Origin of the sequence: Comamonas squillarum (assembly GCF_025309455.1) — a bacterium.
Classification (GTDB): domain Bacteria; phylum Pseudomonadota; class Gammaproteobacteria; order Burkholderiales; family Burkholderiaceae_C; genus Comamonas; species Comamonas squillarum.
On sequence record NZ_CP104377.1, the window covers coordinates 2266452 to 2289823 of the forward strand.

The 23372-nt window shown below is 58.2% G+C and carries 16 protein-coding genes and 1 pseudogene; 8 read left to right on the forward strand and 9 right to left on the reverse strand.

The genetic code is table 11. The annotated features are described in order from the left end of the window. Positions 1-186: 186 nt before the first annotated feature. Positions 187-2433: an IPTL-CTERM sorting domain-containing protein gene (locus tag N4T19_RS10595; RefSeq protein WP_260720179.1), complete on the reverse strand. Its 2247-nt coding sequence runs from the start codon at positions 2431-2433 to the stop codon at positions 187-189. A gap of 760 nt (positions 2434-3193) precedes the next feature. On the opposite strand from N4T19_RS10595, the gene N4T19_RS10600 reads away from it, so the two are divergent. The 4 genes from N4T19_RS10600 to N4T19_RS10615 all read left to right on the forward strand — a co-directional run bounded on the left by N4T19_RS10600 (position 3194) and on the right by N4T19_RS10615 (position 8419). Continuing rightward, the gene (locus N4T19_RS10600) at positions 3194-3550 is read left to right on the forward strand and encodes a hypothetical protein (RefSeq protein WP_260720180.1); all 357 of its coding nucleotides are present in this window, start codon (positions 3194-3196) and stop codon (positions 3548-3550) included. 97 nt (positions 3551-3647) lie between these two features. Continuing rightward, positions 3648-4262 carry a hypothetical protein gene (locus N4T19_RS10605; RefSeq protein WP_260720181.1) on the forward strand — a complete coding sequence of 205 codons (615 nt, stop codon included), beginning with the start codon at positions 3648-3650 and terminating at the stop codon, positions 4260-4262. Positions 4263-4284: 22 nt separating this feature from the next. Continuing rightward, positions 4285-5196, forward strand: a complete 912-nt coding sequence (locus tag N4T19_RS10610) for an AAA family ATPase (RefSeq protein WP_260720182.1) — start codon at positions 4285-4287, stop codon at positions 5194-5196. A gap of 1081 nt (positions 5197-6277) precedes the next feature. Continuing rightward, positions 6278-8419 (forward strand): IPTL-CTERM sorting domain-containing protein, encoded by a 2142-nt coding sequence (locus N4T19_RS10615; RefSeq protein WP_260720183.1) that lies wholly within the window; start codon positions 6278-6280, stop codon positions 8417-8419. A 1221-nt stretch (positions 8420-9640) separates the two neighbouring features. Here the strand turns inward: N4T19_RS10615 and N4T19_RS10620 are convergent. Further along, positions 9641-10246 carry a mechanosensitive ion channel family protein gene (locus tag N4T19_RS10620; protein ID WP_260720184.1) on the reverse strand — a complete coding sequence of 202 codons (606 nt, stop codon included), beginning with the start codon at positions 10244-10246 and terminating at the stop codon, positions 9641-9643. Positions 10247-10615: 369 nt separating this feature from the next. Continuing rightward, a pseudogene (locus tag N4T19_RS10625) lies at positions 10616-10882 on the reverse strand (integrase core domain-containing protein); the annotation flags it as partial. A gap of 165 nt (positions 10883-11047) precedes the next feature. On the opposite strand from N4T19_RS10625, the gene N4T19_RS10630 reads away from it, so the two are divergent. The 3 genes from N4T19_RS10630 to N4T19_RS10640 all read left to right on the forward strand — a co-directional run bounded on the left by N4T19_RS10630 (position 11048) and on the right by N4T19_RS10640 (position 14383). Next, on the forward strand, positions 11048-11854 hold the full coding sequence (locus tag N4T19_RS10630) for a hypothetical protein (protein WP_260720185.1): 807 nt from the start codon (positions 11048-11050) through the stop codon (positions 11852-11854). A gap of 515 nt (positions 11855-12369) precedes the next feature. Further along, positions 12370-13635: a glutamate carboxypeptidase gene (locus tag N4T19_RS10635; RefSeq protein ID WP_232539418.1), complete on the forward strand. Its 1266-nt coding sequence runs from the start codon at positions 12370-12372 to the stop codon at positions 13633-13635. Between the two features lie 250 nt (positions 13636-13885). Continuing rightward, positions 13886-14383 carry a DUF421 domain-containing protein gene (locus tag N4T19_RS10640; protein ID WP_116927123.1) on the forward strand — a complete coding sequence of 166 codons (498 nt, stop codon included), beginning with the start codon at positions 13886-13888 and terminating at the stop codon, positions 14381-14383. Here N4T19_RS10640 and aliA read toward each other — a convergent pair. From aliA to N4T19_RS10660, 4 genes are read right to left on the reverse strand one after another with little or no spacing between them, the layout of a single operon-like run. Then, positions 14380-16014, reverse strand: a complete 1635-nt coding sequence (gene aliA / locus N4T19_RS10645) for a cyclohexanecarboxylate-CoA ligase (RefSeq protein WP_260720186.1) — start codon at positions 16012-16014, stop codon at positions 14380-14382. The genes N4T19_RS10640 and aliA overlap by 4 nt on opposite strands. A 60-nt stretch (positions 16015-16074) precedes the next feature. Next, positions 16075-17226 (reverse strand): cyclohexanecarboxyl-CoA dehydrogenase, encoded by a 1152-nt coding sequence (aliB, locus tag N4T19_RS10650; protein ID WP_260720187.1) that lies wholly within the window; start codon positions 17224-17226, stop codon positions 16075-16077. A gap of 24 nt (positions 17227-17250) precedes the next feature. Next, a complete protein-coding gene (badI, locus tag N4T19_RS10655) occupies positions 17251-18033 on the reverse strand; it encodes a 2-ketocyclohexanecarboxyl-CoA hydrolase (RefSeq protein ID WP_182343179.1) in 783 nt (260 codons plus the stop codon). 28 nt (positions 18034-18061) lie between these two features. Continuing rightward, positions 18062-18826: a glucose 1-dehydrogenase gene (locus tag N4T19_RS10660; RefSeq protein WP_260720188.1), complete on the reverse strand. Its 765-nt coding sequence runs from the start codon at positions 18824-18826 to the stop codon at positions 18062-18064. Between the two features lie 81 nt (positions 18827-18907). Between N4T19_RS10660 and N4T19_RS10665 the strand changes: the two genes are divergently transcribed. Continuing rightward, the gene (locus N4T19_RS10665; RefSeq protein WP_116927119.1) at positions 18908-19426 is read left to right on the forward strand and encodes a MarR family winged helix-turn-helix transcriptional regulator; all 519 of its coding nucleotides are present in this window, start codon (positions 18908-18910) and stop codon (positions 19424-19426) included. Positions 19427-19621: 195 nt separating this feature from the next. On the opposite strand, the gene N4T19_RS10670 is transcribed toward N4T19_RS10665, so the two are convergent. Both N4T19_RS10670 and N4T19_RS10675 read right to left on the reverse strand, forming a co-directional pair. Further along, entirely contained in the window at positions 19622-21742 is a 2121-nt protein-coding gene (locus tag N4T19_RS10670; protein WP_260720189.1) for an NHL repeat-containing protein, read from the reverse strand. A gap of 737 nt (positions 21743-22479) precedes the next feature. After that, complete coding sequence (locus tag N4T19_RS10675; RefSeq protein ID WP_182343184.1) at positions 22480-23001, reverse strand: hypothetical protein; 522 nt, start codon at positions 22999-23001, stop codon at positions 22480-22482. Positions 23002-23372: the final 371 nt, after the last annotated feature.

The following is a 23372-nucleotide window of genomic DNA, read 5'->3' on the forward strand; positions in this document are numbered from 1 at the left end:
CGGACCAACCTGGAACAGCGGGCAAGGGGGGCCATGGCGGCTGGTGACGGGCAAGCACTGCGAAGATGCTCTCCGGTGCCTGCGTCTCTGTAGCTACTACCCTGGCTAGACCAGGGATGGGTGAGTTGAAGGGGTGGAGCTGACGAGTACCGCCTGGGGCAACGAGCAGTCTCCACCCTCAACAGGTCAGCGCATTCTGGAGCGGCGCAAGCCCATCGCGGTGAAGCCAGCCACGACCAAGGACAGCAGTGCAAGTGCCCATTGGCTGAGCGAAGGCACTGGTGTGGGGGTTGCAGTCGGGGTATTCTGCTTGACGAGCGTGTTTGTGATGACCAGAGTCAAGTTGCCTCCCAATGGCACAGGCCCAGTCGCTGCGGGCAGCGTGGCAGCTCCCCACCCATAACCACTTGGCGCAGCAGGCAACGCACCCTCTGCTACCGAGCAGGAGCTGCCAGCAGTAACCGTGATCGGATCGGCTGCGCCTGCATTGTTCACGACGGCGATGCTGCCTTGCTGGCTGAGGTCGGGCGAGACACAGGTGAGTGTGAACGGAATGCTGCCACTAAATGCTGGAGCACCCTCTGGGCCCACGACCGTCTTGGACACCTGTACCGTGCCCGTATTAGCCTGGGATTGCAGGTACCAGTTGTTACCGATCTTCTGGAGAGAATAGATAAACTGACCGGCTATCAGTGACCCACCGGGCAAGGCAAACGTACCCGAAGAGCTTCCGTCAACCTGCACAACCAGGATGCCATCGCCGGTAGTAAGCGCGCCCGTTCCACCCAGATTATTAACCTGCAAAATGGTTGTACCCGTCGTGCCTCCCGAGACGTGCAGAACATCCGAAGCAGAGCTGCTGTCTCCCAGCACGGTGTCCAAAGCCAAGCTGCCACCACCAGTGTAGTTACCTGTGACCGTCAAGGTCTCTCCTGCCTGGCCATTGGTCAGAACCAACTGGCCTTGATTGCTTAAATCACCGCTAACGGTAAAGGCCGTTTCTTGCACACGTAAGCTACTGCCTGCGTCCACCACAAGGCCCATAGCCTCGCCCGCCACAGAGCCACCGCCGGTAACTAATGTGCTGCCAGTCAAGGATAGGTCACTATTGCCTGTCAAACTGATACGTTCCCAGTTAAGAAATTTGGAGCCGGGCTGCGGACCATTGATACCTACCAAGGTCAGGCGATCTATGTATCCATCCGCAAGGGAGACATCGTCTCCTCCGTCAATTAGCGCTATCTGACTGATATCCGTGCCGTTGATCGTGAGGCTGTCGGAGCCGTCACCCAGAACGATGTTGCCGCTGACAACCGCACCACTGGCCAAAGTGACGCTGGTATTGCCATTGCCCGGGCCATCAAAAATCGCTCGGCCTGCGGTAGCAGTCAGCTGACCTGCAAGGATGTTGATGCTGTTGGTCGCAGCCGTAGAGTTCACTGCGATCGCGTCGCCAGTAGTGGCGACTACGCTGCCTCCATACACTTCAACCGTGTTACCCGCAGCAGCCACAGCCTGGATCCCATTGGCACCCTGTACCGTCACCGGCTGCGTACCAATGGTGATAAGGCTCGTTCCTGCTGCTGGATTAGCTAATGTGAGCGAGCTATTGCCCAGCGCAACTTGCCCACCACTGGCAATGATTGAAGTACCGGCTCCACTAACGATTGATGCCGGTATTGGCATATCGATAGTCCCGGCAGAAATATTGATGGCCGTGCCTGCAGTGCTATTGACGCTGGCGGATGACCCTAGCACCTGAACCAACCCGGCACTGTTCGAAATGCCAGTGGCAGAGGTATAAAGCGTAAGCCCATTGTTGAACAGATTAGTTCCAACGGTACCACTTGAGCCGCTGTTACGAATTCCATCCACCGGCGCCGGGGTTGTGGTTGACGCATCCGCACCAATTCGCACGCTGCCTGCGACATCTATTACGCCACCGACGTTCTGTACTACAGCCCCACCAGCACCCAGTGAGCGCATCACTACGAGATTTCCATCCACCTGCAACTTGGATCGTTGGCTGGCAGCATTTGCACCGCCATAGATGTATACGCCTCGACTATTAGCTCCACGGGATGTGACATTCAAGTTACCTAGCGCATGAACCAAGGCAGCAGCCGGTTGCGCACCGATACCTCCGATATTCATCCCTCCTGAACTCAAGGTGTAGGTACCGGAGTTGCTGGTGGTCGTGATGCTGGTGCCTGCCTGTAGATTCAGTACTGAACCATCCTGATATGCACCTGCCACATTGTTGCCAGTGTAGGCTGTGAGACCGGCACTACACGTGCTGCCTGCGGAGGCCGTTAGAGCAGGATTGCCTGATGCTGCATCAGAGCAGGCGGCCCAAGAGTAAGCCGTACAAGAGAGCGATAGAACAGCTAGAGCGATGGCGTTACGAACAGGATGAGTGAGTGACTGGCTCATTAGAAATCCTTGCGGTGGTACGTATTGTTACTATGCCATAGCATCCTCGATATTTATCAAATATTTCAACAAGATAACAATGATTGACCCTTTGAGGGCAACGATGTACGCTACTGCCTACAGTATCAATTTTTCTTCCGTTGACAGTGCTGCATTTGTGCGTTGCTGCATAACTCAACCTGTGGCCGAGCTAACCCCAAGCACCAGGCGGATTTATGCCAAGGTCACCATCTGGGACGTGCCAAGCGCTGCAATTTGATTGAGGATTGCGCGGCAGCTGAAATCAGTGCGCAAGTTGAGTTTCTACCCTCAACCGCTGTTAGGGGAGACCGGGACTGCACTTCCATACATGGATAGACCCCGGAGAAGCAGGCTCAAATACTAGACGCCTCCGCGAAGCCATGCATTCGGCTTACAGCGTTCCCAAAGCCACTAAGGCATTGGCACCATAGCGATCCCTATGTGACCTCCCCACAAACGCAACTACGCCTGCGGCAGAACAGTCCCGAGTTAGTCAAGCAGCCATCGCCGCTCAGCAGCCTCGGTAGGCATAGCACTCCCCCCTCAAAAACCCCTACCCATAGCCCTATCCGCAGTCATCGGAATAGGCCAAATTGCGCCAGCAGTTAGTTACATATAGTTTCGATTTGGCTAGATGCCCTAGAGGTAGCGCGCTCCAGAAACGCCGTCTAGATAGTGTGGCCTCGGAATCGTTTCGAGATCGCACAAAACCAATGTTTACCTATCGGAGTTACTACCTATGAAACGCAATCCAGCCAACATCGCTGCCGCAAACGATTTTTCTCAAGGCTTCGGACAGCACGAATTTGTATCTGTGTGCAAGCTCAAGCCCGAGCAAATCGCCCTTGCACTCCTGGCGGGTCACGTCGCCACGCAGCAACAGTCCATTGCACAAATTGGTGCCATGTTGCGCGAAGTCCTGGACGCAATCGCCACCGTTGACGACCGTGTCGACATGGTTGCCGATCGCACCTGGAAGTCCCGCTACTTGATCCTTGATGCAATCAATAAGGCCAAGAGCCAGCCTCAAAAGCGCAATCGCTCTCTTGCCAAGATGGCCTCTGCCATCAAGCGCCCGCGCAAGCTGCAAGCCTGATCAACAAGGACGGGGTTCGCCCCGTCTCCTGTGCGTGCGACAGCGCGTATGCCTCGTACCCTGCGACGCATAAACCGAACCAATGCAGATACCTCAAATGACTACCTCGAATACTCACTCCAACATCCCCAAATCTCCGGAAGTGGATCGCCTCCAGGCTGCAGCCTTGAAGTTCCTTGCTATGCGCCAAGAAGAGGAGGCAAATGAGCGTGCGCCCACTCACAAGTCCCCTACCCACCCAGGCGACCCGAGCACGCCCTCAACGGCGGCAGAAATGTTCAACCAAACTGAGACAGAGCCAGGCAAAACCAGGATCACTGCTAACTGCGACGTCTCAGCCATCTCCGGAGCAGCGCAGGCCCAAACCTCGCACGTTCATTGGCAGCGACTTGGCAAAGAGCAAGAGGTTGCCCCATTTCCAGTGATCCATATGGCCTACCAGGGGCCGACACGTAGCGGGCTGGCAGATGATGCGGCAGACACCATCCGTATGGTGCCTGAAGTCCTCGCGTCGTCCACCGACAGCCTGGATGACGTAGGTCTCGCCGCCAAGCAAGAGCAGCGCCTGCCCGACCCCACGCTTCCACCTCCAGTAGAGGTGTTGCGAACGCTGCCAACGCATACCTCTGAAGACTTTGAGCACATGCCGCGTCTGGGATGGCTGGTGAGTGACGTCTTCCACGGCGGGGAGGTCATTATCTTGTGGGGGTGAGTCTCAAGCAGGCAAGACTGCATTGCTGCTGGACATGGTAGCGGCGGTAGCCAGCGGCTCTGACTGGGCTGACCACCCGGTCACCCAGACCAACGTGATCTATGTTGCATTGGAGGGGCAACTGGGGCTGCGCACACGCGTCCAAGCTCTTGAGCATGACCGGGGTGGCGTCTATCAGAAGGGTATTCGCTACGTCTTTGATGCCTGCAATGTTGCCAGCACGGAAGATGTCGACTCATTGGCAGTGACGGCCTTGAAGCACCAAGCCAAGTTCATTGTGATTGATACCCTGTCAGCCTCACTTGCCGGAACTGCGGAGGAAAACAGCAACTCAGCGATGGCCGGAATGATCGCTAACGTTCAGCGCCTGACTAGGATGACTGGTGCCGCGGTATTGCTCGTTCATCATTCGGGAAACGATCCTCGTCGTGGTGCGCGAGGAGCATATGCCCTGAATGCGAACCCTGATGTGTCTATCGAGGTTGGCCGCAGTGGCAACGAGCGCTACTGGCGCCTCGATAAGGGCCGCGACGGCAGCCATACGAAGGGCTGGTTTCGGATCGAGCCCATCGAGTTTCAACCGGCGCATGAGACGGAGCCCCTCCAATCCATCGTCATCCGGCATGTGCAAGACTCCGACGACACGCAGGCGAACGATGCCATGGTATTCGCAGGCCCCAAGCCCAAGACCCAGGAGCGGACGGATGTAGCACTGCAGGCAATTCGTCAGCATCTGAGCCAACTCGATCTGAATGGCAATGAGCAGCGGAATCCTGGCGAGGCGACCGAGGAGACAATCCGCAAGATCGTTGCACGAGCTTTCAAGGAGATGCACGATAGTGGGGCAGAGGGCTATGGCAGTAACCATCGCGCAGAGAATGTCCGCGAAGCAATTCAATCCCTCGTCTCAGCTGGACAGCTACTCCGGGAATGAGGCAAGGTACGCGTGTCGCGGTGACGGCAACTCACTCGTAGGCGGCCTAATGGGCTCCATCCTAGACCCTATGAGAGGCGGCCTCGCTGAATTGCCCCCCCCCAGTCCCCCTCCCCTAAAGGGGGAGAGGGGGACGGGGAGTCGGGGAGTCAAGTGTCAGCCTGGGCAGATGCATCTCTCGCGGTTCAGATCTGGAGGCTAGGCATTCTAAGGACCGACCCGGCTTGCAAGATCGAAACCGAAATGGCGATCCATAGACCCACGATAGTGCCGAAGTTGCACGGAGAGGTATCGAGGCGATGCACGAGAGGCCTAGCCGCTACCCCCATAGTCCAAGTACCTGAGAAATATGCCTAGGTACCACCTCGCATGCCGAAGCTAGGCGCAAGCGGCCGGCATCTGCGAACGCGTTAAAGCGAAAAAATTGAAACTCGGAAATGGGTGACACCCGGCGTTAAGCACACTGATCAGCGTCCTATTGGGTAACTGCCGACGCACGCGGATGTGGGTGCTGCACCAGCCCCACACTGTTGATTACCACGTAATCTGACCCTATCAAGTTGGTGGATCACTTCTGTGTTGGAAATCAACCCATGCCCCTCATCCGCCTGCTTTAGCACGCCGGATTCAACAAGGTGCTTGGCTGTGGCATGTCGAAGAACGACAACAAGGTGCAGACGATTTTTGCCTGAGCCAATCTACGGTTTGCACGCGATCAATTAAGGGGGTGGAAGGATAAGTACGCCTGTGAATAACCTGAGCGAATCAAAATCCACATTTGCGACTTAAAACTGGCGGTAGAAGTGGTCAAAGGCAGGCATGTCAGTGGGGAGCCGCCCACTTCTTGATGCAGAGATTTGCATGTTATTTTTTCTATCACAACAGCCATTTTCATCAAGAATTTATTTAATCTTGAGACAATAACAAAAAGCAAATGAATATCAAGAAAAACAAAAAAGCAAAATAGCAAACATAGACAAAATTTCAACTGAGTTTTACTGCTAATGCCAAATGGAACAACGACATGCCTACTAACTTTAATCATTCAGCCCCAATTAAAACACTACTCAAAAGTATTGTAGTGACCGCTCTCGCTGGCGCGCTCGGCATGGCCTATGGGGCGGTATACGCTCCAGATACGTTCGCTTCTGGAGGAGGCACCAATCTGGAGACCATGGTGATGGTCAAGGACGGCAGTGGTCGGGTGGTTATTGGTGGCTTGTTCAACACCGTGGAAGGCCAAGCTGGCTACCAGGGCGTGGCACGTTTCAATACCGACGATTCGCTTGATACCGGCTTCAAGGTGGCGACCAATGACTTCGTCAAGGCCATTGCGGTGCAGCCAGACGGCAAGCTGCTGATTGGCGGCGAATTCACGTCAGTCAAGCCCAAAGGCGCTGCCAGCTTCACCACCTTCTGGGGCATTGCGCGCCTCAATGCCGATGGCACTTTGGATGCGGCCTTCCAGAATGCACCAGCCGGCTCGGTCAAGGCCAATGGCAATGTGCGTGGCATTGCGCTGCAGCCAGATGGTAAGATCATTATTGGTGGTTATTTCAACCGTGTCGATGGCACGGTCGCCAACCGGGTGGCCCGTCTGAATGCGGACGGCACGCTCGATGCCAGCTTCAACGTCGGCACCGGCCCGAACAATGGCATTGAAGATGTCAAGCTGCAGGCAGACGGCAAGATTCTGATCTCGGGAACTTTCTCGCAAGTCAATGGCGTCAATCGTATGAGCGTGGCGCGCCTGAATACCGATGGTTCCGTGGATACCAGCTTTGACGCTGGTCAGGCCATTGCAGGGCGCAATGGCGCTTGGGACGGCTCCTGGCCCGTATATCAGCTGGCGTTGCAGGATGACGGCAAGATCGTATATGCTGGCGGCACGCATCGCTATGCCGATGAAATACACTGGCGCATTGCGCGCTTGAATACCGATGGCACGGTGGATAGCAGCTTCCAGTCCTATGTGAACTGGTGGGCCTCATCGGTGGCCCTGCAGAACGTGGGTGGCGAGCAGAAGATTGTGGTCGGTGGCGATTATGGCCGGGCCGGTGTGACCAACCCTGTCAATGGTGCTGTCCTGACCGACGCTCCGCGCCAGCGTATTGCGCGCTTCAATGCGGATGGCTCGTTAGATACCGAGTTCGATACTTCCTTTAGCGCCAATAGCTGGGTATGGGCAGTGCTGCCCAACAATGATGGAACCGTCTATCTGGGCGGGAAGTTCACCAGCGTTGCCGGCATGGCTCGCCGTGGAATTGCACGTCTGGCCGAGCTCGATCCTACTAAGCAGGTCATCAACTTTCTGGCACCTGAGCCTGGTACCTATTCGGCGATGAATGGCGCTTCGGTTTCCTGGAACCCGACGCCGCCAACCACCAGCAGTGCCAATTTGCCAGTGACTTACAGCAGCGTGACCCCCTCCGTGTGCACGGTGGACTCCACCACAGGCGCTGCTACATTGGTCACACCGGCAGTGACCGGGCTGTGCACGATCGAGGCCAACGCCGCAGCGGGTACCCAAACGATAGGTGGTCTGACCTACGACGTCGACCCCGCACCTGCGGTGCGCCAAAGCATGCAGATCGACGCGCCACCGGACCAAAGCATCACCTTCCCAGCACAGACCTTGAAGCGCAATGTGGCCGATGGGGCGTTCAGCATTGACCCGGCAGCGACGGCCAGCTCAACCCTGGCGGTGAGCTACACAAGCCTAACCCCATCCATCTGCACCGTATCAGGTACCACGGTGACGCCACTGGCTGGTGGTCTGTGCACCATCGCTGCCGACCAGCCGGGGGGCACTGTGGGCATAGTGGCTTTCAACGCTGCCGCGCAGGTGACTCAGAGCGTGACCGTGCAAAGCGCGCAGACCATCACCTTCCCGTCCCAGTCTGCCCACAGCGTGGTGACGGGCAACAGCTTTACGCTGGAACCTGCTGCAACGGCTAGCTCTGGCCTGGCGGTGAGCTACACCAGTCTGACGCCTACCGTATGCACAGTGGCTGGAAGCTCTGTGCGCGTGCTGACAACGGGTACCTGCACCATTGAAGCCAACCAGGAAGGCAACGACTATTTCACGGTGGCTGAGCCTGTGACTCAGTCCATCACTGTCACTGCGCTGCCTGCTGCAACCCCTGTGCCGACGCTGGGAACCTGGTCACTGGCCATGTTGGCTGCGATGCTGGGCTTGGTGGGCTTCCGTCGCCGCGCCTGACAGGTTAGTTAATAAACAATAAGCCTCACCAGTGCCGTAGTGGCGCAGGGGAGGCTTTTTCTATTTTCGGGTGCAAGCCTAAGCATTCCCTTATCGCGTTTTATTACGGCACCTCCCATGATGCTCAGTATGCTGGAAGATCCACAAACTGATACGTCGCTGCACGATCTATTGGCCCTCCAAATGAAGCCTTTAATTAGGGGGGATGGAATTCACACGGTAGATGCAGGTCGCGATGACTACCAGCATCATTTGCTCAAGATGTGTAGCATGGGAAATTTCAGGTTCGATTAAATCAGGGCAGCAATTCTTAGAGCTTGACTCTCCGAAGGCTGTATAAAATTATGCTCTTTTTTCTGGAGTCCATATAGAAGATTCGAAACATGGCATCAAAGTGCCCAAGCTCGAAAAAATAGTCAGAAACAACCACAACCTCGTAGCGCAAGACCTATCGTCCATGCTTATGATCCAGGAAATACGGGCGATGACCCATGAGTGCATGCTTGCCCTCCTCCATGAAGAACATAGGCTGTCCGGCCCTGCTCACTATAACAACCATCATTTATTGGTGCACGAAATCAACCGCCGTGCATGAGCAAGGATCGAGAAGCTGGGCAGTAGTGCCAAGTATCGGGTTCTCGGTGGTTGCTGCTGGCATGTTGTGTATTGTTATGGCTATTGCTTCCTGCGTCGATGGAAGCGCTCCCCTTACGAAGCGCATGCATGAGTTGCAAAATAGTTGGCTCAAGCCCGAAAGCAGCCAAAGCATTACTGGCAGCTGTCTGTCTCCGACCGTCTCGATCATTGAATGACGGAAACAAGCGTCCATCCCCCAGGCTAGCATCATGGTGCAAGTGAATCACAGAGCGCTGAGCCAGACAGCCCCCATCCAAGGGAGACGCGGATTCACCTTAGCATAACAAGTGTGCCATGACTAACCCTGGTAGCGCACTCGAACCTCCTGCACCCCGGAAGGCTAAACGGCTGCAGTACACGGTAGGTAACTTGTGAACATGCCCAGTGCGGAGTCGAAAGTCAAGCCAGAGAGCTATCAAACTGCACTTGTTACGAGGTTGCATGCAGAGTTACCACAGCGCAGCACGAAAAACCTAGGCGGCACTTCCAAAGTCTACGCATCCAAAAAAATCGCCTAGACCTCCTCGGGTGCCGATAAATCATAAATAGCCTACAGGGAGGGAGCTAACAAACAAATACTAATGATCAGAGACCGCGGCTCAATCTTATAATAGAATTACCCATCATTACGCTGTTGGGCACAATTAATTCATGCCCGTCAGCATTAATCAACTGCGTAAACCCTAGAGAGATGACTTCAACCTTAGCGGTCACTACCCCAAGAGGGGAATTAATTTGAATAGTATCCCCAACACGAATTTGTCTATATAGCACCAATGAAAAGCCAGCAATTACGTTGCCCAGTGTACTCTGAGCTGCCATCCCGACAACTACAGACACAACGCTTACTCCTGCAAGTAGCGCTGTACCCAAAGCTCTCAACTCCGGTATTAAATGCGCGTAGAGAACAAACCCAAAGACGCAAGTTAATAGCTGTGCAAACTCGCTCACAAATTGCAATGCCGTAGTGTCTGATAGGTGTAGTGCTACGTGTCGGACACTTCTACGTATCAACAAGACGACGACAAGTATCAATCCCAGAATCAAAGCACCAATTAACAGTGCCCCAACAGGAGATCTGGGAGATAAAGCGGTACCGAATAACTCTAAGTAAGCACTCATACAAATCAACTCAGTGTTCGATACATGAAGTGTACCTTGCATAACAGCTATTGACACGAAGATAGTCATAGCTACCATGTCCCGAACTTAAAGAAATGCTGAACATACATAAGTGAAGCCGGAGCGAGCACACAGGTCGCATACAGTGCAATCCAGCCACTATCTCCTCCTCCTAGCTCCCACGATCGCAGCGCACTCATACCTCCTGCATCCGGTACCCCCCACCCTCCACCCCTGAAAGGCGTGGCCGGGGGGAAACGAGTGGGGAAGTGGCTACAAGGGTAGCGCGCATGCATCTCGCAAGGCTAACCGACTGCAGGACACAATTTATAGCCAGCGAACACGCCCAAGTGCCGACATTGGAGTTCAAGCCAGCGAGCCATCAACCCGCGATAGCCACGAAGTTGCATGGTGAGGTACCGAAGTACAGCGCGCAAACTAGCTGTTGATCTGTAATAGGTTGTTCAATCCACGTCGGGAGGCTGGAGGCTTGCGGCCGAAGGCTGAGTGCGGTTTTCGGGCGATGTAGTGAGACCAGAAGGCGGGGAACCACGCAGTGCGCTCTTGGCTGTTCTCCCATATGCACCCGTAAGTCCATTCACGCAGGCACGTCTGGATGAAACGCTCGGCCTTGTCATTGGTTTGCGGGCCATAGGGCCGTTTGAAGGTGTATTTGATACCCATGGCTTGGCAGATACGCGCGAATTCTTAAGGCTGCTCATCCGGCAGAATTCCTCGGAGTTGCTGAAGCGTGGTCACACCAGTTTGCCAGACTTGTCCAGCTGAACAAGCTATTGAAACATCACATGTAGGCAAGCCTCGGAGAATCACCCACCCCTGCATCCGTGACGTCAGCCGGACCCAGAGATCGTGGAGGTCATCGTCCTCTTCGAGGCTGCCTTCCTCCAGCGCAGACAACGTAAAGTTAAAAGGAAGACGCATTGCATTTGCATTGGGGAGAGCCGGGTCAGTCTGGCTAGTGGATCAGGGATAAGCGCCCACCCACCTCTGGCTCGTCCAGCCGTTGTCTACAACGACCAGACCTACATATCCAACTCCCGCACCGTTGTGGAAAACATCCACAACAGCACCCATGTGCATGTAGTCAACACGGCTCCAGTGGCAGAGTCAGCCCGACCTGCAATGACCACTGGCGAGCTCCCCGACGGCCACGGGGCCGCGCTGGCAGCCGGCGTAGCAGCGGCAGGCGGCTACGCACTCAGCCAACGCCAGACCATCGACCCGGCTAAGATGCTAATCAGCCCGGGCGTGCAGCCTATGGTCCGCCCCAGTGCCGTGGCACCCATGCAGCTGCTTCCAGACTCCCATGCCCAGACAACCCCGGCACCTGCCCATCAACGGCCCGGCGGGTTGACCATGCCACAACCGATGGCACAGCCGCCAGCACACGGCCAACCCCTGGAAGCACAGCACACACAGCAAGCGCAAGCGCGCCAGCAGCAAATGGCACAGCAGCGCGCACAGCAAGACCAGATACACCAACAGCAGATGGCGCAGCAACGCGCCCAACATGAACAGATGCAACAACAAATAAGAGCCCAACAGCATGCACAAGCAGCGCAAATGCGCCAGCAACAGATGCACCAGCAAGCGCAGTCAAGCGCCCACCCGCAGCTTCGTGAAGGCCAACATGGCGAACGCCGCGACCGCCAGTAAGTCCGCATGGCTGTGTCTGGTGCAGCAGCGGTGCAGGCCATGTGGGGGCTGTGCGGGATGGCTTAATCGCCATAAGGGGCGCAATCTGCTGCACGCACCAGAACGGGAAGCCTAGGCGGCATTCGCCAGCCTCTCCCTGGGGCGACACCCTAGGGCGATGGCTGCACAAACGCAGGCAAGGAGTGTCCTCTTTGCGTCGACCTGAGCGCTCTGATTCGGTCCCAGGGGAAGGTCGTGCCGCAGACGCGGACGGCTACACGATCAACGATGGAGACAACGAAACCCATTGCTTGGCCGTGGTCACGCAGGACCATGGGTATGGCCATATCGCTGCATCCGCGTCGTCAGCGCCGGCATCGCGCCGTAGCAGCCCGGAATGGGCCAACGCGATGACAGGGGCAATGGCCACAGCGCTTGTCTCAGCCGTGACCGCGTTGACGGGGTGCCGTTCTTATCCTTGCATCCGTCGCATGACAATCCCGTGACCCTTTCCGCGGTCTCCTCCCACACCCAAAATGAACATGAAAAAAACCTTGCTGGCCATCGCCGCTGCTGCGGCCCTTTCTTTGAGCGTATCGGGCTGCTCCGACAGCAGCGCCTCCTCGCTGCGCTACAACGCCACGCTGGACCAGGCTTCGCAGGCCGAGAAGGCGGCCGTCCTCCAAACACTGCAGGAGCTGGTCAACATTGAGACAGGTACCAATGACCCCGTTGGCATTCCGCAGATGGGCAACTACCTCGAAGCCCGCCTACAGGCACTCGGCGCCAATGTGGTGCGCCATAAGGCAGAGGCGGGTGTGGTGGGCGACAACATTGTCGGCACTTTCCAGGGCAGCGGCACCAAGAGCCTGCTGCTGATGGCCCACATGGATACCGTGTATGCGAGCGGTATCCTGGCTACGGCGCCTTTCAAGGTCGAAGGCGACAAGGCCTATGGCGCCGGCATTGCCGATGCCAAGGGCGGCATCGCCGTCATCTTGCACAGCCTGGGCCTGCTCAAGGCGCAGAATTTCAGCAAGTTCAAGACCATCACGGTGATGTTCAACACCGATGAGGAAAAGGGCTCCTTCGGTTCGCGCGACCTGATCCAGAAGCTGGCCGCCTCGCACGACTATGTGCTGTCCTACGAGCCTTCCGGCCTGGAAGAAGGCTTTGGCACTGCGACCTCCGGCATTGCCTATGTACAGGCGGTGGTGCATGGCAAGGCATCGCACGCAGGTGTGGCACCGGAGGCGGGCATCAATGCGCTGACCGAGGCCTCGGCCCTGGTGCTGCGCACGCAGGACATCCAGGACAAATCCAAGGAACGCGGCTTTAACTGGACCACGATGACCGCTGGCGGCAGCGCCACCAACATCATCCCGGACAAGGCCGTGGTCAATGCCGACGTGCGCTATGGCAAGAACGAGGATCTGGACCTGATGAAGGGCATGCTCGACAAAGCCGCATCGACGCCCCATGTGCACGGCGCCACCATCGACATCAACCTGACCCGGGGCCGCCCCGCTTTCAACGCCAACGACGAGGGCGTCAAGCTGATCCAGAAGGCGATCACCATCTATGCCGATGTGGGCGGTAAATCGCAGATGTACACCACGCGCGGCGGTGGCGGCTCGGACGCTGCCTATGCCGCGCTGTCGGGCAAGCCAGTCATTGAGGGTCTGGGTCTGCCCGGCGCCAACTACCACTCCAACCTGGCCGAGTATGTGCTGACCGAGCCCATAGCGCGGCGCCTCTACCTGTCGGCACAGCTGATCTCCGATCTGGGACAGGGCATGTAATCCACCCAGCCCACCTCCCCTGTGCAGGCGCCAGCCAACACTGGCGCCTTTTTATTTATGGGGCCCGCCCCATGCACGCGCGGCACTGATGCGGCAGCGGAACTGGCGAAAAAAGACGACGATGCCGGGGCCTGCCAGCGTACGCGGCAGTATCGCGCCCGGCGGCCACTGCGGACTATGATGGCCGGGTCAGTGGGCAGCCCGAGGGTTCATGCAGGCGCTGCCCGCCCCCAGCTTGAGGAGTCATGCCATGTTCTCTATGAGTGTTCCTTGGTGGGAATTTGTCGTTCGCGGCTTTGTCGTCTACGCATTCCTGCTGGTGTTTCTGCGGCTGACCGGCCGGCGCCAGATTGGGCAATACGACCCCTTCGATCTCATCCTGCTGCTGATCCTGTCCAACGCCGTGCAGAACTCGATGAATGCAGGCGACAACTCGCTGATCGGCGGGCTGATCTCAGCCACGACTTTGATCGCCTGCCACTCCATCGTGGCGCAGCTGAGCTACCGCAGCAGGCGGGTGTCGCGCTGGGTCGATGGCATTCCCAAGCGATTGATATCCAACGGCCAGGTCAACCGCCAGGTGATGGATGCCGAACTCCTCACCAGTGATGACCTGAAAGCGGCGCTGCGCGGCGCAGGCTGCCTGCACACCTACGAGGTGGAGCAGGCGACGATTGAGACCAACGGGCAGATAACGATTGTGCTGCGCAACCGCGACAGCTCCTCGGGCGCGTCGGACGCGGTCTAGGCCTTGAGCTGCTCGCGCAGCTTGAACTTCTGGATCTTGCCCGATGGCGTGGCCGGCATGTCTGCGAGCACCACCAGGCGTTCGGGCAGGTAGTGCGGCGCCAGCTTCTGCGTCCGCAAGAACGCGGTCACATCGGCCAGCGCCGGCTCGGCTGCGCCGGGCTTGAGCACGATCACCGCGCAAGCCCGCTCACCCAGGCGCTCGTCCGCATAAGCCACCACCGCGGCCTGCGCCACGGCCGGGTGCTTGTAGAGCAGAGACTCCACCTCCACCACCGGAATGTTCTCGCCACCTCGGATGATCACATCCTTGCTGCGGCCGGTGATACGGATATAGCCTTGCGCATCCATGCGCGCCTGGTCGCCGGTATCGAACCAGCCGTCATCGGTGGTGGCATTGAGATGCGGGCGTTTCAGATAGCCACCAAAGTTGGAGTTGGCCCGTACCCACAACTGGCCAATCTCGCCGCGCGGGCGCTCCTGGCCCAGGTCGTCCAGCACCTTGACCTCGGCGCCGGGCAAGGGCAGACCGTCGGTCTCCACCGCGCGCTGCGCGCCATCGCCGGGCAAGGTGGTGGTAACAGCGCCGTTCTCCGACATGCCCCAGGCCGAGATGATCTGCGCGCCCAAGGCCGTTTGCGCCTGCTCCACCAAGGGGCCGGGGATGGGCGCGCCGGCACACAAAAAAGTGCGCAGGCTGGGCACCGTCCCACTGGCAGCCACTTCGCGTGACAGATCGGCCAGAAACGGCGTCGACGCCATCGTGAACGTACAGTGCCATTGCCGTATCAGTTGCGCCGCCGTGGCGGCGTTCCACACATCCAGCAGCACCGCCGTGGCGCCCAGCATCACCGGCATCATCAGCCCGTACATAAAGCCGGTCTGGTGCGCCATGGGCGACGCCATCAGCACCACATCGTCACGCCCCAGCGCCAGGCGCTCGGCATAGGCGTTGATGTTGGCCATCAAGGTATTGGAGGAGTGCATCACGCCCTTGGGCTCACCCGTGGTGCCGCTGGTGTAGATGAGCTGGGTGATGGCATCGGGCGGGACCCGGTGTGAGCTCAGGACCTGCGCGGCATCGGCATCGCGCTCCCAGGCGGGCTGGGTCAGCAGCGCCTCAAAACTGTCTACACCGGCACCACCGATGGCGACCACATGCTGGAGCTGCGGCAACTGTGGCTGAATGCCTTTGAGCATCGCCTCGTAATCGACATTGCGAAAGTCCTTCAGCACCACGACCAGCTTGGCCTCCCCGTGGCCCAGCATGAAGAGCAACTCGCGCTCCCGAAAAATGGGCATCAGGGGGTTGAGCACCGCGCCGATGCGTGCGCATGCCAGGTACAGCACCGTGAACTGCCAGACATTGGGCAACTGGCAGGCCACCACATCGGCAGGCCGCACACCCAGTCGCCACAAACCGATGGCCACGCGGTCGGCCATGCGCGCCAACTGCGCATAGTTGAAGGACTGCGCAGTGTCCTCGCCCGTGCGCTGCGCCACCAGTGCCAGCCGGTCGGGCCAGTGCTGCGCCGCCTGGTCCAGCGCATCGTTGATGGTAGTGTCGCGCCACCAGCCCTGGCTGCGCATCTGCGCACGGCGCGGCGCCAGCAATACGGCATCAAATTGCATGCTTGTCTCCTGTGGGTTGAGGCTCCGCGCTGGTGGGCCGCGCTTGGGAGCAAATCACGGCTATGCCGGCACGGCCTGCCTGCCCGCCCGGTCGCGGGCAATGATGGTCTTCATGATCTGGGCGGTGCCGTCACCAATCTGAAAGCCCAGCACATCGCGCAGGCGCTGCTCCATCACGCCCCGGTCATAGCCGCCATGTCCCAACATCAAGAGGCACTGGTGGATGCAGTCATAGGCCAGCTTGGGGGCCCACCATTTGCACATGGCCGCTTCGGCGCTGTGGGGCTTGCGCTGGTCCTTGAGCCACAGCGCCTGCAGACACAAAAGGCGTGCGGCGCTGACCTGCGTATCCAAATCCGCCAAAGGGTGCGACACGCCCTGGAACGCCGACAAGGGCTTGCCAAAGGCCTGGCGCTGGGTGACGTACTGCCAGGCATCGTCGAGCGCCGCACGCGCCACGGCCAGAACCTGCAAGCCGATCAGCGCGCGTGAATAGTCAAAGCCCTGCATCACCTGCACAAAGCCCTGGTTCTCCTCACCCAGGCGATGCGAGAGCGGCACACGCACATGGTCAAAAAACAGCGAGCCCCTGCCAATGGCGCGCTGGCCATGGCAATCCAAGCGGCTGCGCGTGATGCCAGGCAAGTCCATCGGCACCAGCAACGCCGTCACGCCATGCGCGCCCGATTCTACCGTGCCGGTGCGGCCAAACACCACGGCGATATCGCACTGGTCTGCGGCAGAGATCGAGGTCTTCTCGCCGTTGATCACATAGCCTTGTGCATCGCGCTCTACGCGCAGGCGCAGGTTGGCCGCGTCCGAGCCACCGCGCGGCTCGGTCAGCGCAATGGCACACAGCGCCTCGCCCGCCACCATTTTTTGCAACCAGCGCTCCGCCACCTCCGGCTGGCCGTGGGCGGCCAGAATCTGCGCATTGAGCGAGGCCAGCAGCGGCACATAGGACATGCTCAGATCGGCGCGCGCCAGCTCCTCATGCACCACGCCAGCGGCCAGGCAACCCAGGCCCTGCCCGCCCAGCTGCTCGGGCAGCTCAGGGGCGATCAGGCCCATGGCGCCCATCTCACGCATCAGCGCACGGTCCAGCACGCGGCTCCGGTCGCGCTCCAAAAAGCCCGGCGCCACGCGCGCATCGGCAAACCGGCGCACCGATGCAGCCAGGCTCATCAAGTCATCGTTCAAGTACGGATTCATGGACACCTCTCGCGGCAGGCTGCGTTACTTGGCGTGTTTGCGGAAATCGGGCTTGCGCTTTTCCTTGAGTGCAGCCACGCCTTCGCGCGACTCGTCGGTGTCGTAATACAGCTTGAGCGCGTACATGCCCATGCCGGCAATGCCCGCCTGGTGCGCGGTGTCCATGTTGAAGCTGCGCTTGGCAATCGCAATCGCGGTGGGGCTGCGCTCGCAGATAGTCTCGGCCCATTCCTGCACGGTGGCATCGAGCTGCTCTGGCGCCACGCAGATATTGGCCAGCCCCATGGCGACCGCCTCTTCGCCGGAGTAGCGCTTGTTCAGGTACCAGATCTCGCGGGCCTTTTTCTCGCCCACCACACGCGCCAGAAATGCCGTGCCATAGCCCGGGTCCACCGAGCCCATCTTGGGGCCCACCTGGCCAAAGATGGCCTTGTCCGAGCAGATCGTCAGATCACAGATGGTGCACAGCACATTGCCGCCGCCAATCGCATAGCCCTGCACGCGCGCGATCACCGGCTTGGGCACATTGCGGATGGCGTCGTGCAGCTCTTCCATCGGCAGGCCGATGGTGCCACGGCCATCGTAGTTGCCATCGTGCGCCGACTGGTCGCCGCCGGTACAAAAAGCCTTGTCGCCCGCGCCCGCCAGCACGATGCAACCCACGCTTTTGTCATAGCCCGCCTTGTTCAGCGCGCGGATCAGCTCGTCGCAGGTGGTGCCGCGAAAGGCGTTCATCTTCTCGGGCCGGTTGATGGTGATCCAGGCCACATGGTTGCGCACGTCGTAGAGGATGTCTTCAAATTCCATACCAGTCTCCTTATTTATTGGGGGGCCTTCAGCCGACCATCGTCAAGCCGCCCGATACGCTGATGACCTGGCCGGTCACATAGGCGGCGTCGCCCGAGGCAAAGAACAGGATTGCGCCGGGCAGGTCCTCGGGCTGGCCGATGCGGCCCAGCGGGATCGCACGGGTAAAGGCCTCGAGCAGCCTGTCGGGGTTGCCCGCGCCCTCCTTGTAGCTGGCAAACAAGGCGGTATCGGTGGGGCCGGGGCAAACCACGTTCACGGTGATGTTGTGGCGGGCATGCTCGCGTGCCAGGGTTTTGGACAGCGCCACCAGCCCGCCCTTGCAGGCGGCATACACCGCCTCGCCTGAGGAGCCCACGCGCGCCGCGTCAGACGCGATGTTGACGATGCGCCCCGCCTTGCGCTCTGCCATGTGCGGCAGCACCGCGTGGTGCATGTGCAGGGCACCCACCAGGTTGATGGCAATGAGCTGCTGCCATTCGCCCTCATGGGTCTTGGTGAAGGGCTTGAACACATCCCAGCCCGCGTTGTTGACGAGCACATCAATCGCAGCCCATTGCTCGGCCTGCTGCACGGCCGCATCGACACTCGCCCGGTCGGTGATATCACAGGCCACCGCTTGCGCCAAGCCGCCCGCCGCTGCAATCGCATCGGCCACCGCCTGTGCGGCGCCCAGCTGCTTGTCGAGCACGGTCACCCGGGCGCCTTCAGCGGCAAAGCGTTTGCAGGTAGCCCCACCAATGCCGCCACCCCCACCGGTTATTACAACATGTTGCCCATCAAAACGTGCCATGATCCCACCTTTCTTTTGCATTGCATCGTTTAATTAGACAATATATTTACACAAATGCCATGCCATGGCAATATCGGAATCATGAGCAAACTCGCCAAAGACCCTAGAGAAAACCCGCAGCAACTGCGCACCGACCTGGCCAATCGTCTGTATTTCAAGCTCTACCAATGCGCCAACATGTTGCATAAAACTGGGACCAAGGCCGTTGAAGCCCAGGGCCTGACCACACAACAGTGGGCGGTGATGGGCGCGCTGTCGCGGCCCGAATCAGAGCAGGGCATGGGCATGGGCGACCTGGCCCGCTACCTGTTGGTGAGCCGCCAGAACCTCACCGGCCTGCTGTCACGCATGGAGGCCGCCGGCTATGTGCACAGCGTGCCCGACCCGGCAGACAAACGCTCCCGTCTGGTGCAATTGACGCCAGCCGGGCAGCAGGTGTGGCAGCACGATGCAGCCGAGTCGATTGGCCGCTATTACGAGCAGGCGCTCGAGGGGTTCTCGAGCAATGACATGGTTCACACCCTGCACTACCTGCTCAAGCTGCTGGACAACATGAAGGCGATCGATGCGCAGCAGAATGCGGGCAAGGAGGAGAGTTGAGCGCAGCTCTTTTCCGCGCATGCCGGCAGAGCCGGGCAATGGCTGCAAGGATTGACCGGCACCAAGTGGCTTAAGAACGGTTACGCAGGCCAGGGCCGAAATCAATCAATACATCTACGTTGCCCTGGTTGGCGATACACGGCCTGCGCATACCTGGCTTGCGGTCTTTACCCCGTCTCCACCGCGTCAACTCTGCTACAAATTAACGCGCAAAACTGCACTCTCACTCGCTAGAACCAGGGTGCGGTCATCCAGCGCAGTCAGACCGTATACCCAGTTAAGACTTCCGGGCAGCGCTCCAAGACGGACACCCAGGTTACCCAGCGCTTCGCTGCCAGCCACCAAGCGAAGACCACCGCCGGGCTCCATGGCATAGATAGCACTACTTCCCCCGACAAAATCCGGCTGCGTTGACGACACAAAGATCTGGCCGGAAGGCGAAACGGCCATCTGGTCAAAGGTGGAAACGTCGCTTTCACTTCGCCATAGCTTGCTGGGTTCTGCGCCCTGCCCATCAACGCGGTACACCGCAGCACGCCCGCTGCTGCTGTACAGGTAGACGCGGCCTTGCGAGTCGACCTTGCTATTCCATAGCTGCCATGCCGGCGAGTAGTCCGGGAAAGGCCGCTCCAATACCTGGCCTGGCGTGCCAGCATAGGTGGTCACGCTGCCATCTGGGGTGATACGGCGCAAGGTCTGTCCATACCACAGTCGCAGCACTCGAGGGCTAGGAAGCGCGACACCGCCTCGCTCATATTCATACGCCGGTGCATCGATGACCCAGAGGTTGCCAGCCTGGTCGAACGACAGACCTCTAGGCGATGCAAACCGCGCTTGCAAAGCAGAACCGTCTGCATAGCCCTTCTCTTCGACGTTGCCCGCAAATACCGCCAGACTGCCATCGGCCTTCAGTTGCATGATGGCGCAGCCTGAGGCATAGAAGATGTTGTCGTTCCCATCGGCGGCAATCTCCGTCACGCGGTCAGATAATTTGCCGGGCAATGTAGTAACAGCGCCATCGGGCCTTATTTTTCTGACAACTTGGCGATATGCATCAGCATTGGAGTACATGCCCCAATAGCCCTCAAGCACGAAAATGTCGCCTTTGGCATTGACCGCCATGCCGTTCATGACGCCCGTGAAGCGCGCATTGGACCCCAGGCCATCCACCGAAATACTATCAACGTTGGCGCCCACCCAGGAGCTGACCTTTCTGGTTTGCAGATTGATCCTGCGCAGTGCGTTGGAATCCTCGCCAATGAGCAGATCACCATCAGGCAATTGCACCATAGAGGACGGGCGCTGCAAACGCGCATCCTCGCCCACACCATCGTTCACGTGCCAGAGGTCCAGATGCGCATCCGGAATTCCCACGAACGGCGTGAAGGAGCCGTCCAAACCCAGCTGGACAACGCGGCTGCCCTCCAAGGCATAGAACGACGTGGCGCTGGTCTGCACCAGATTACTGACATTTGTACGCAACTCGTTGGCATTGGACATAGTGCGGACCTGACCGTCCAGTGTGATGCTGCGGAAATGCCTCCTATCCAGCGCCAGAAGGCTGCCGTCCGGTTGCCCGAGCAGTTGGATGAGATCGACAAAGCCTGCTTCGCTGCCTTGACCATCCCTGCGCTCTAGCGGAAGACCTTGCCGCCCCGCAACAGTAACAATCTGACCACCGCTCGTCAGCTTACGAACCATCATGTCTTCCGGCATTCCAAACACGGTTCCTTTGTCGATAAAGTACAAACTACCGTCCGCACCCAACACCGGGGATGCCACATAACCCATCCGTGCGGACGCGCCATCGCCATCGGCGTAGCCAGCCTCCGAAGGATTTCCGGCAATGGGTATCCAGCCGGTGTCGCTTTGGCGGTAAACGCAGGCCAAAGCAAAGGCATGAAGCCGCCCTTGGGCATCTGCAGCTATTTGGTATTCTGAACCTGCAGGGGGACCTGGAACGAGACTGAGCTGCGCATCCTGGTCGACCTTCGCAAGACGACCACCATTGATCGGGATGTAGACAGTGCCACCGGGAGCAATACTCAAGTAATTACGAATTGGCAACCGCGCCTCTGCGCCTTTGCCCTCCAGCAAACCGGCTCCGCCCAGTTGACCAGCCAGAAGAAAAATGCCGGGCTTCTGCACAGCGGGTGGAGGTGCTGGCACCACTTCACCGCCCTCTGAGTCAGAACCTCCGCCGCAGCCTGTCAATACCAATGCCCCCCCACCGAGTGCAGAAAGAAATACCCGCCGACTAAGCCCGTCCAGGCGCACCAAGCCACTTTTCTGTGATTCATTCTGGGTAAATTTCAAGCCACTCTCCTTGTAATTCATCTATCAAATAGCGATTCCACAAAACACTATAGATGAAATACTTTCAACCCATCCAGCATTTGGCACTGGGACCCGGAAATTCTGATGCCCATACTGAGCAATCCATTTACTCCGCCAACAATGCTCGGGGAGCATTTGACTGCGTCCATTGACTGCTGTGGATTAAAGTTGCATTCAATCCAACCGAGGACTTGAAGCCACGCAGACATTGGCTACCGCGGTTTTCCATCGTCCAGAACCCGCGCATCAAACAGCGCCGCCAACGATAGTCGAAGCACCTCCAAATAACATGGATGGACGGTTTCTCTACGTAGAAATCCGGTTGACATACCAGAATCAGGCCGTGCTGAGGAAGAGAATGAATCACGCTTATGCAACAAACTGCAACCACCCCAACTTGCTCCCACGGTGCGAATCTTTGCTGACGTTCTGAAAAAGTATTCAGTATTCATAAGACCTCGTACAGGGCGTTGCTTGCAACCAATGCACAGCAAAAACCAGCCCTCAATGGCCAGTTTCGACTACCACGAAGATCGGAAAAGCAGTGATGCAAACCCAAGAGCGAGCCAAGAAAATCAATTCACGTTTTCTTGCCACTCAAGGGCACACCGCAATACGCCCAGCCTCGGTCTCAGCAAGGGTTCGAGCGATCCGAGCCCATCCTATTGGGCGAGCGCATTGCAAAGGGCCCGAGCATGTGCGCGAGCGCCATGCATTCAACGGATTCGGCATCTCGGATAGGCTTCCGCTTCCACTACCGAGCCATCTAGGTTCGTGATGTCCATCGTGCAGCCACTTCCATCTGGGCTCTTGCGCAGGTGAACCCGGTATTGCTTGCCCCTTTCGCCAACAACGAGCTTGTTCTCAGCACTACAACCTCTGCCCGGCGAGATCGATTTGGTACCGAAAGTCGTGTTCGTGGATGTTGTCGCGTACTGAAACCAGCCACCGGATATCACCACAGGTTGCCCGGCAGGCGCAACAATCTTCCAAGGACCTTTCAGGCTTGAATCGCGGTAGTAAGAATCCATTGATTGCATATATGCAACCCCCTGCCGGCTCTTGCACAGATTGGCGTTTCTGACAGGATTGATCTGCGCGGTAAAGCCGGTATCTATCCCGAAGTCAGACTCCAGAAAAAAAACCGGGTCGTCTGCTGCACCAGCATAGTTATATTGCGGTTTGGGCCGCGTCACGCATGCACCGAGGCATGCTGCCAAACCCAAGATCAACGCCATGTGTGCGACATGGGCGCTCTTTATTTTTGAAAGCCTCTGCACGGCGACCTCTTCTATCGGAAAAATAAAGCCGATAGCATAACCGCCTGAGCCCTATTGAAAGAGTACACCGGCCCTTGACTGGGCAAACGAATGTAAACACAGCCTTTCGCTTAAGCAATGAGGGGGGGCTAATCAGAGAAAGAAAGCTCCCTTGGCAATACAGCACAAGTGTCCTATTACGGTGGAATTGGTCGTCAGCCAAAAACGAGAAATCTGACGAGAACAAGATACCCCACCTCTCGTCAAGGCTTGCCAGTGCGTCGAATGAGCATGGCACCGCAAGCCAACAAGCCAAGCGATAGCGTCGCAAACATTCCGTGCGAGAGCAC

Bases quoted from the DNA above. Each gene is read 5' to 3' on its own strand.
- N4T19_RS10605 (WP_260720181.1), top strand. From the start codon at position 3,648: ATGACTACCTCGAATACTCACTCCAACATCCCCAAATCTCCGGAAGTG.
- N4T19_RS10595 (WP_260720179.1), bottom strand. From the start codon at position 2,433: ATGAGCCAGTCACTCACTCATCCTGTTCGTAACGCCATCGCTCTAGCT.
- N4T19_RS10635 (WP_232539418.1), top strand. From the start codon at position 12,370: ATGAACATGAAAAAAACCTTGCTGGCCATCGCCGCTGCTGCGGCCCTT.
- N4T19_RS10620 (WP_260720184.1), bottom strand. From the start codon at position 10,246: ATGACTATCTTCGTGTCAATAGCTGTTATGCAAGGTACACTTCATGTA.
- badI (WP_182343179.1), bottom strand. From the start codon at position 18,033: ATGGAATTTGAAGACATCCTCTACGACGTGCGCAACCATGTGGCCTGG.
- N4T19_RS10660 (WP_260720188.1), bottom strand. From the start codon at position 18,826: ATGGCACGTTTTGATGGGCAACATGTTGTAATAACCGGTGGGGGTGGC.
- N4T19_RS10640 (WP_116927123.1), top strand. From the start codon at position 13,886: ATGTTCTCTATGAGTGTTCCTTGGTGGGAATTTGTCGTTCGCGGCTTT.
- N4T19_RS10665 (WP_116927119.1), top strand. From the start codon at position 18,908: ATGAGCAAACTCGCCAAAGACCCTAGAGAAAACCCGCAGCAACTGCGC.
- aliB (WP_260720187.1), bottom strand. From the start codon at position 17,226: ATGAATCCGTACTTGAACGATGACTTGATGAGCCTGGCTGCATCGGTG.
- aliA (WP_260720186.1), bottom strand. From the start codon at position 16,014: ATGCAATTTGATGCCGTATTGCTGGCGCCGCGCCGTGCGCAGATGCGC.
- N4T19_RS10600 (WP_260720180.1), top strand. From the start codon at position 3,194: ATGAAACGCAATCCAGCCAACATCGCTGCCGCAAACGATTTTTCTCAA.
- N4T19_RS10675 (WP_182343184.1), bottom strand. From the start codon at position 23,001: ATGGCGTTGATCTTGGGTTTGGCAGCATGCCTCGGTGCATGCGTGACG.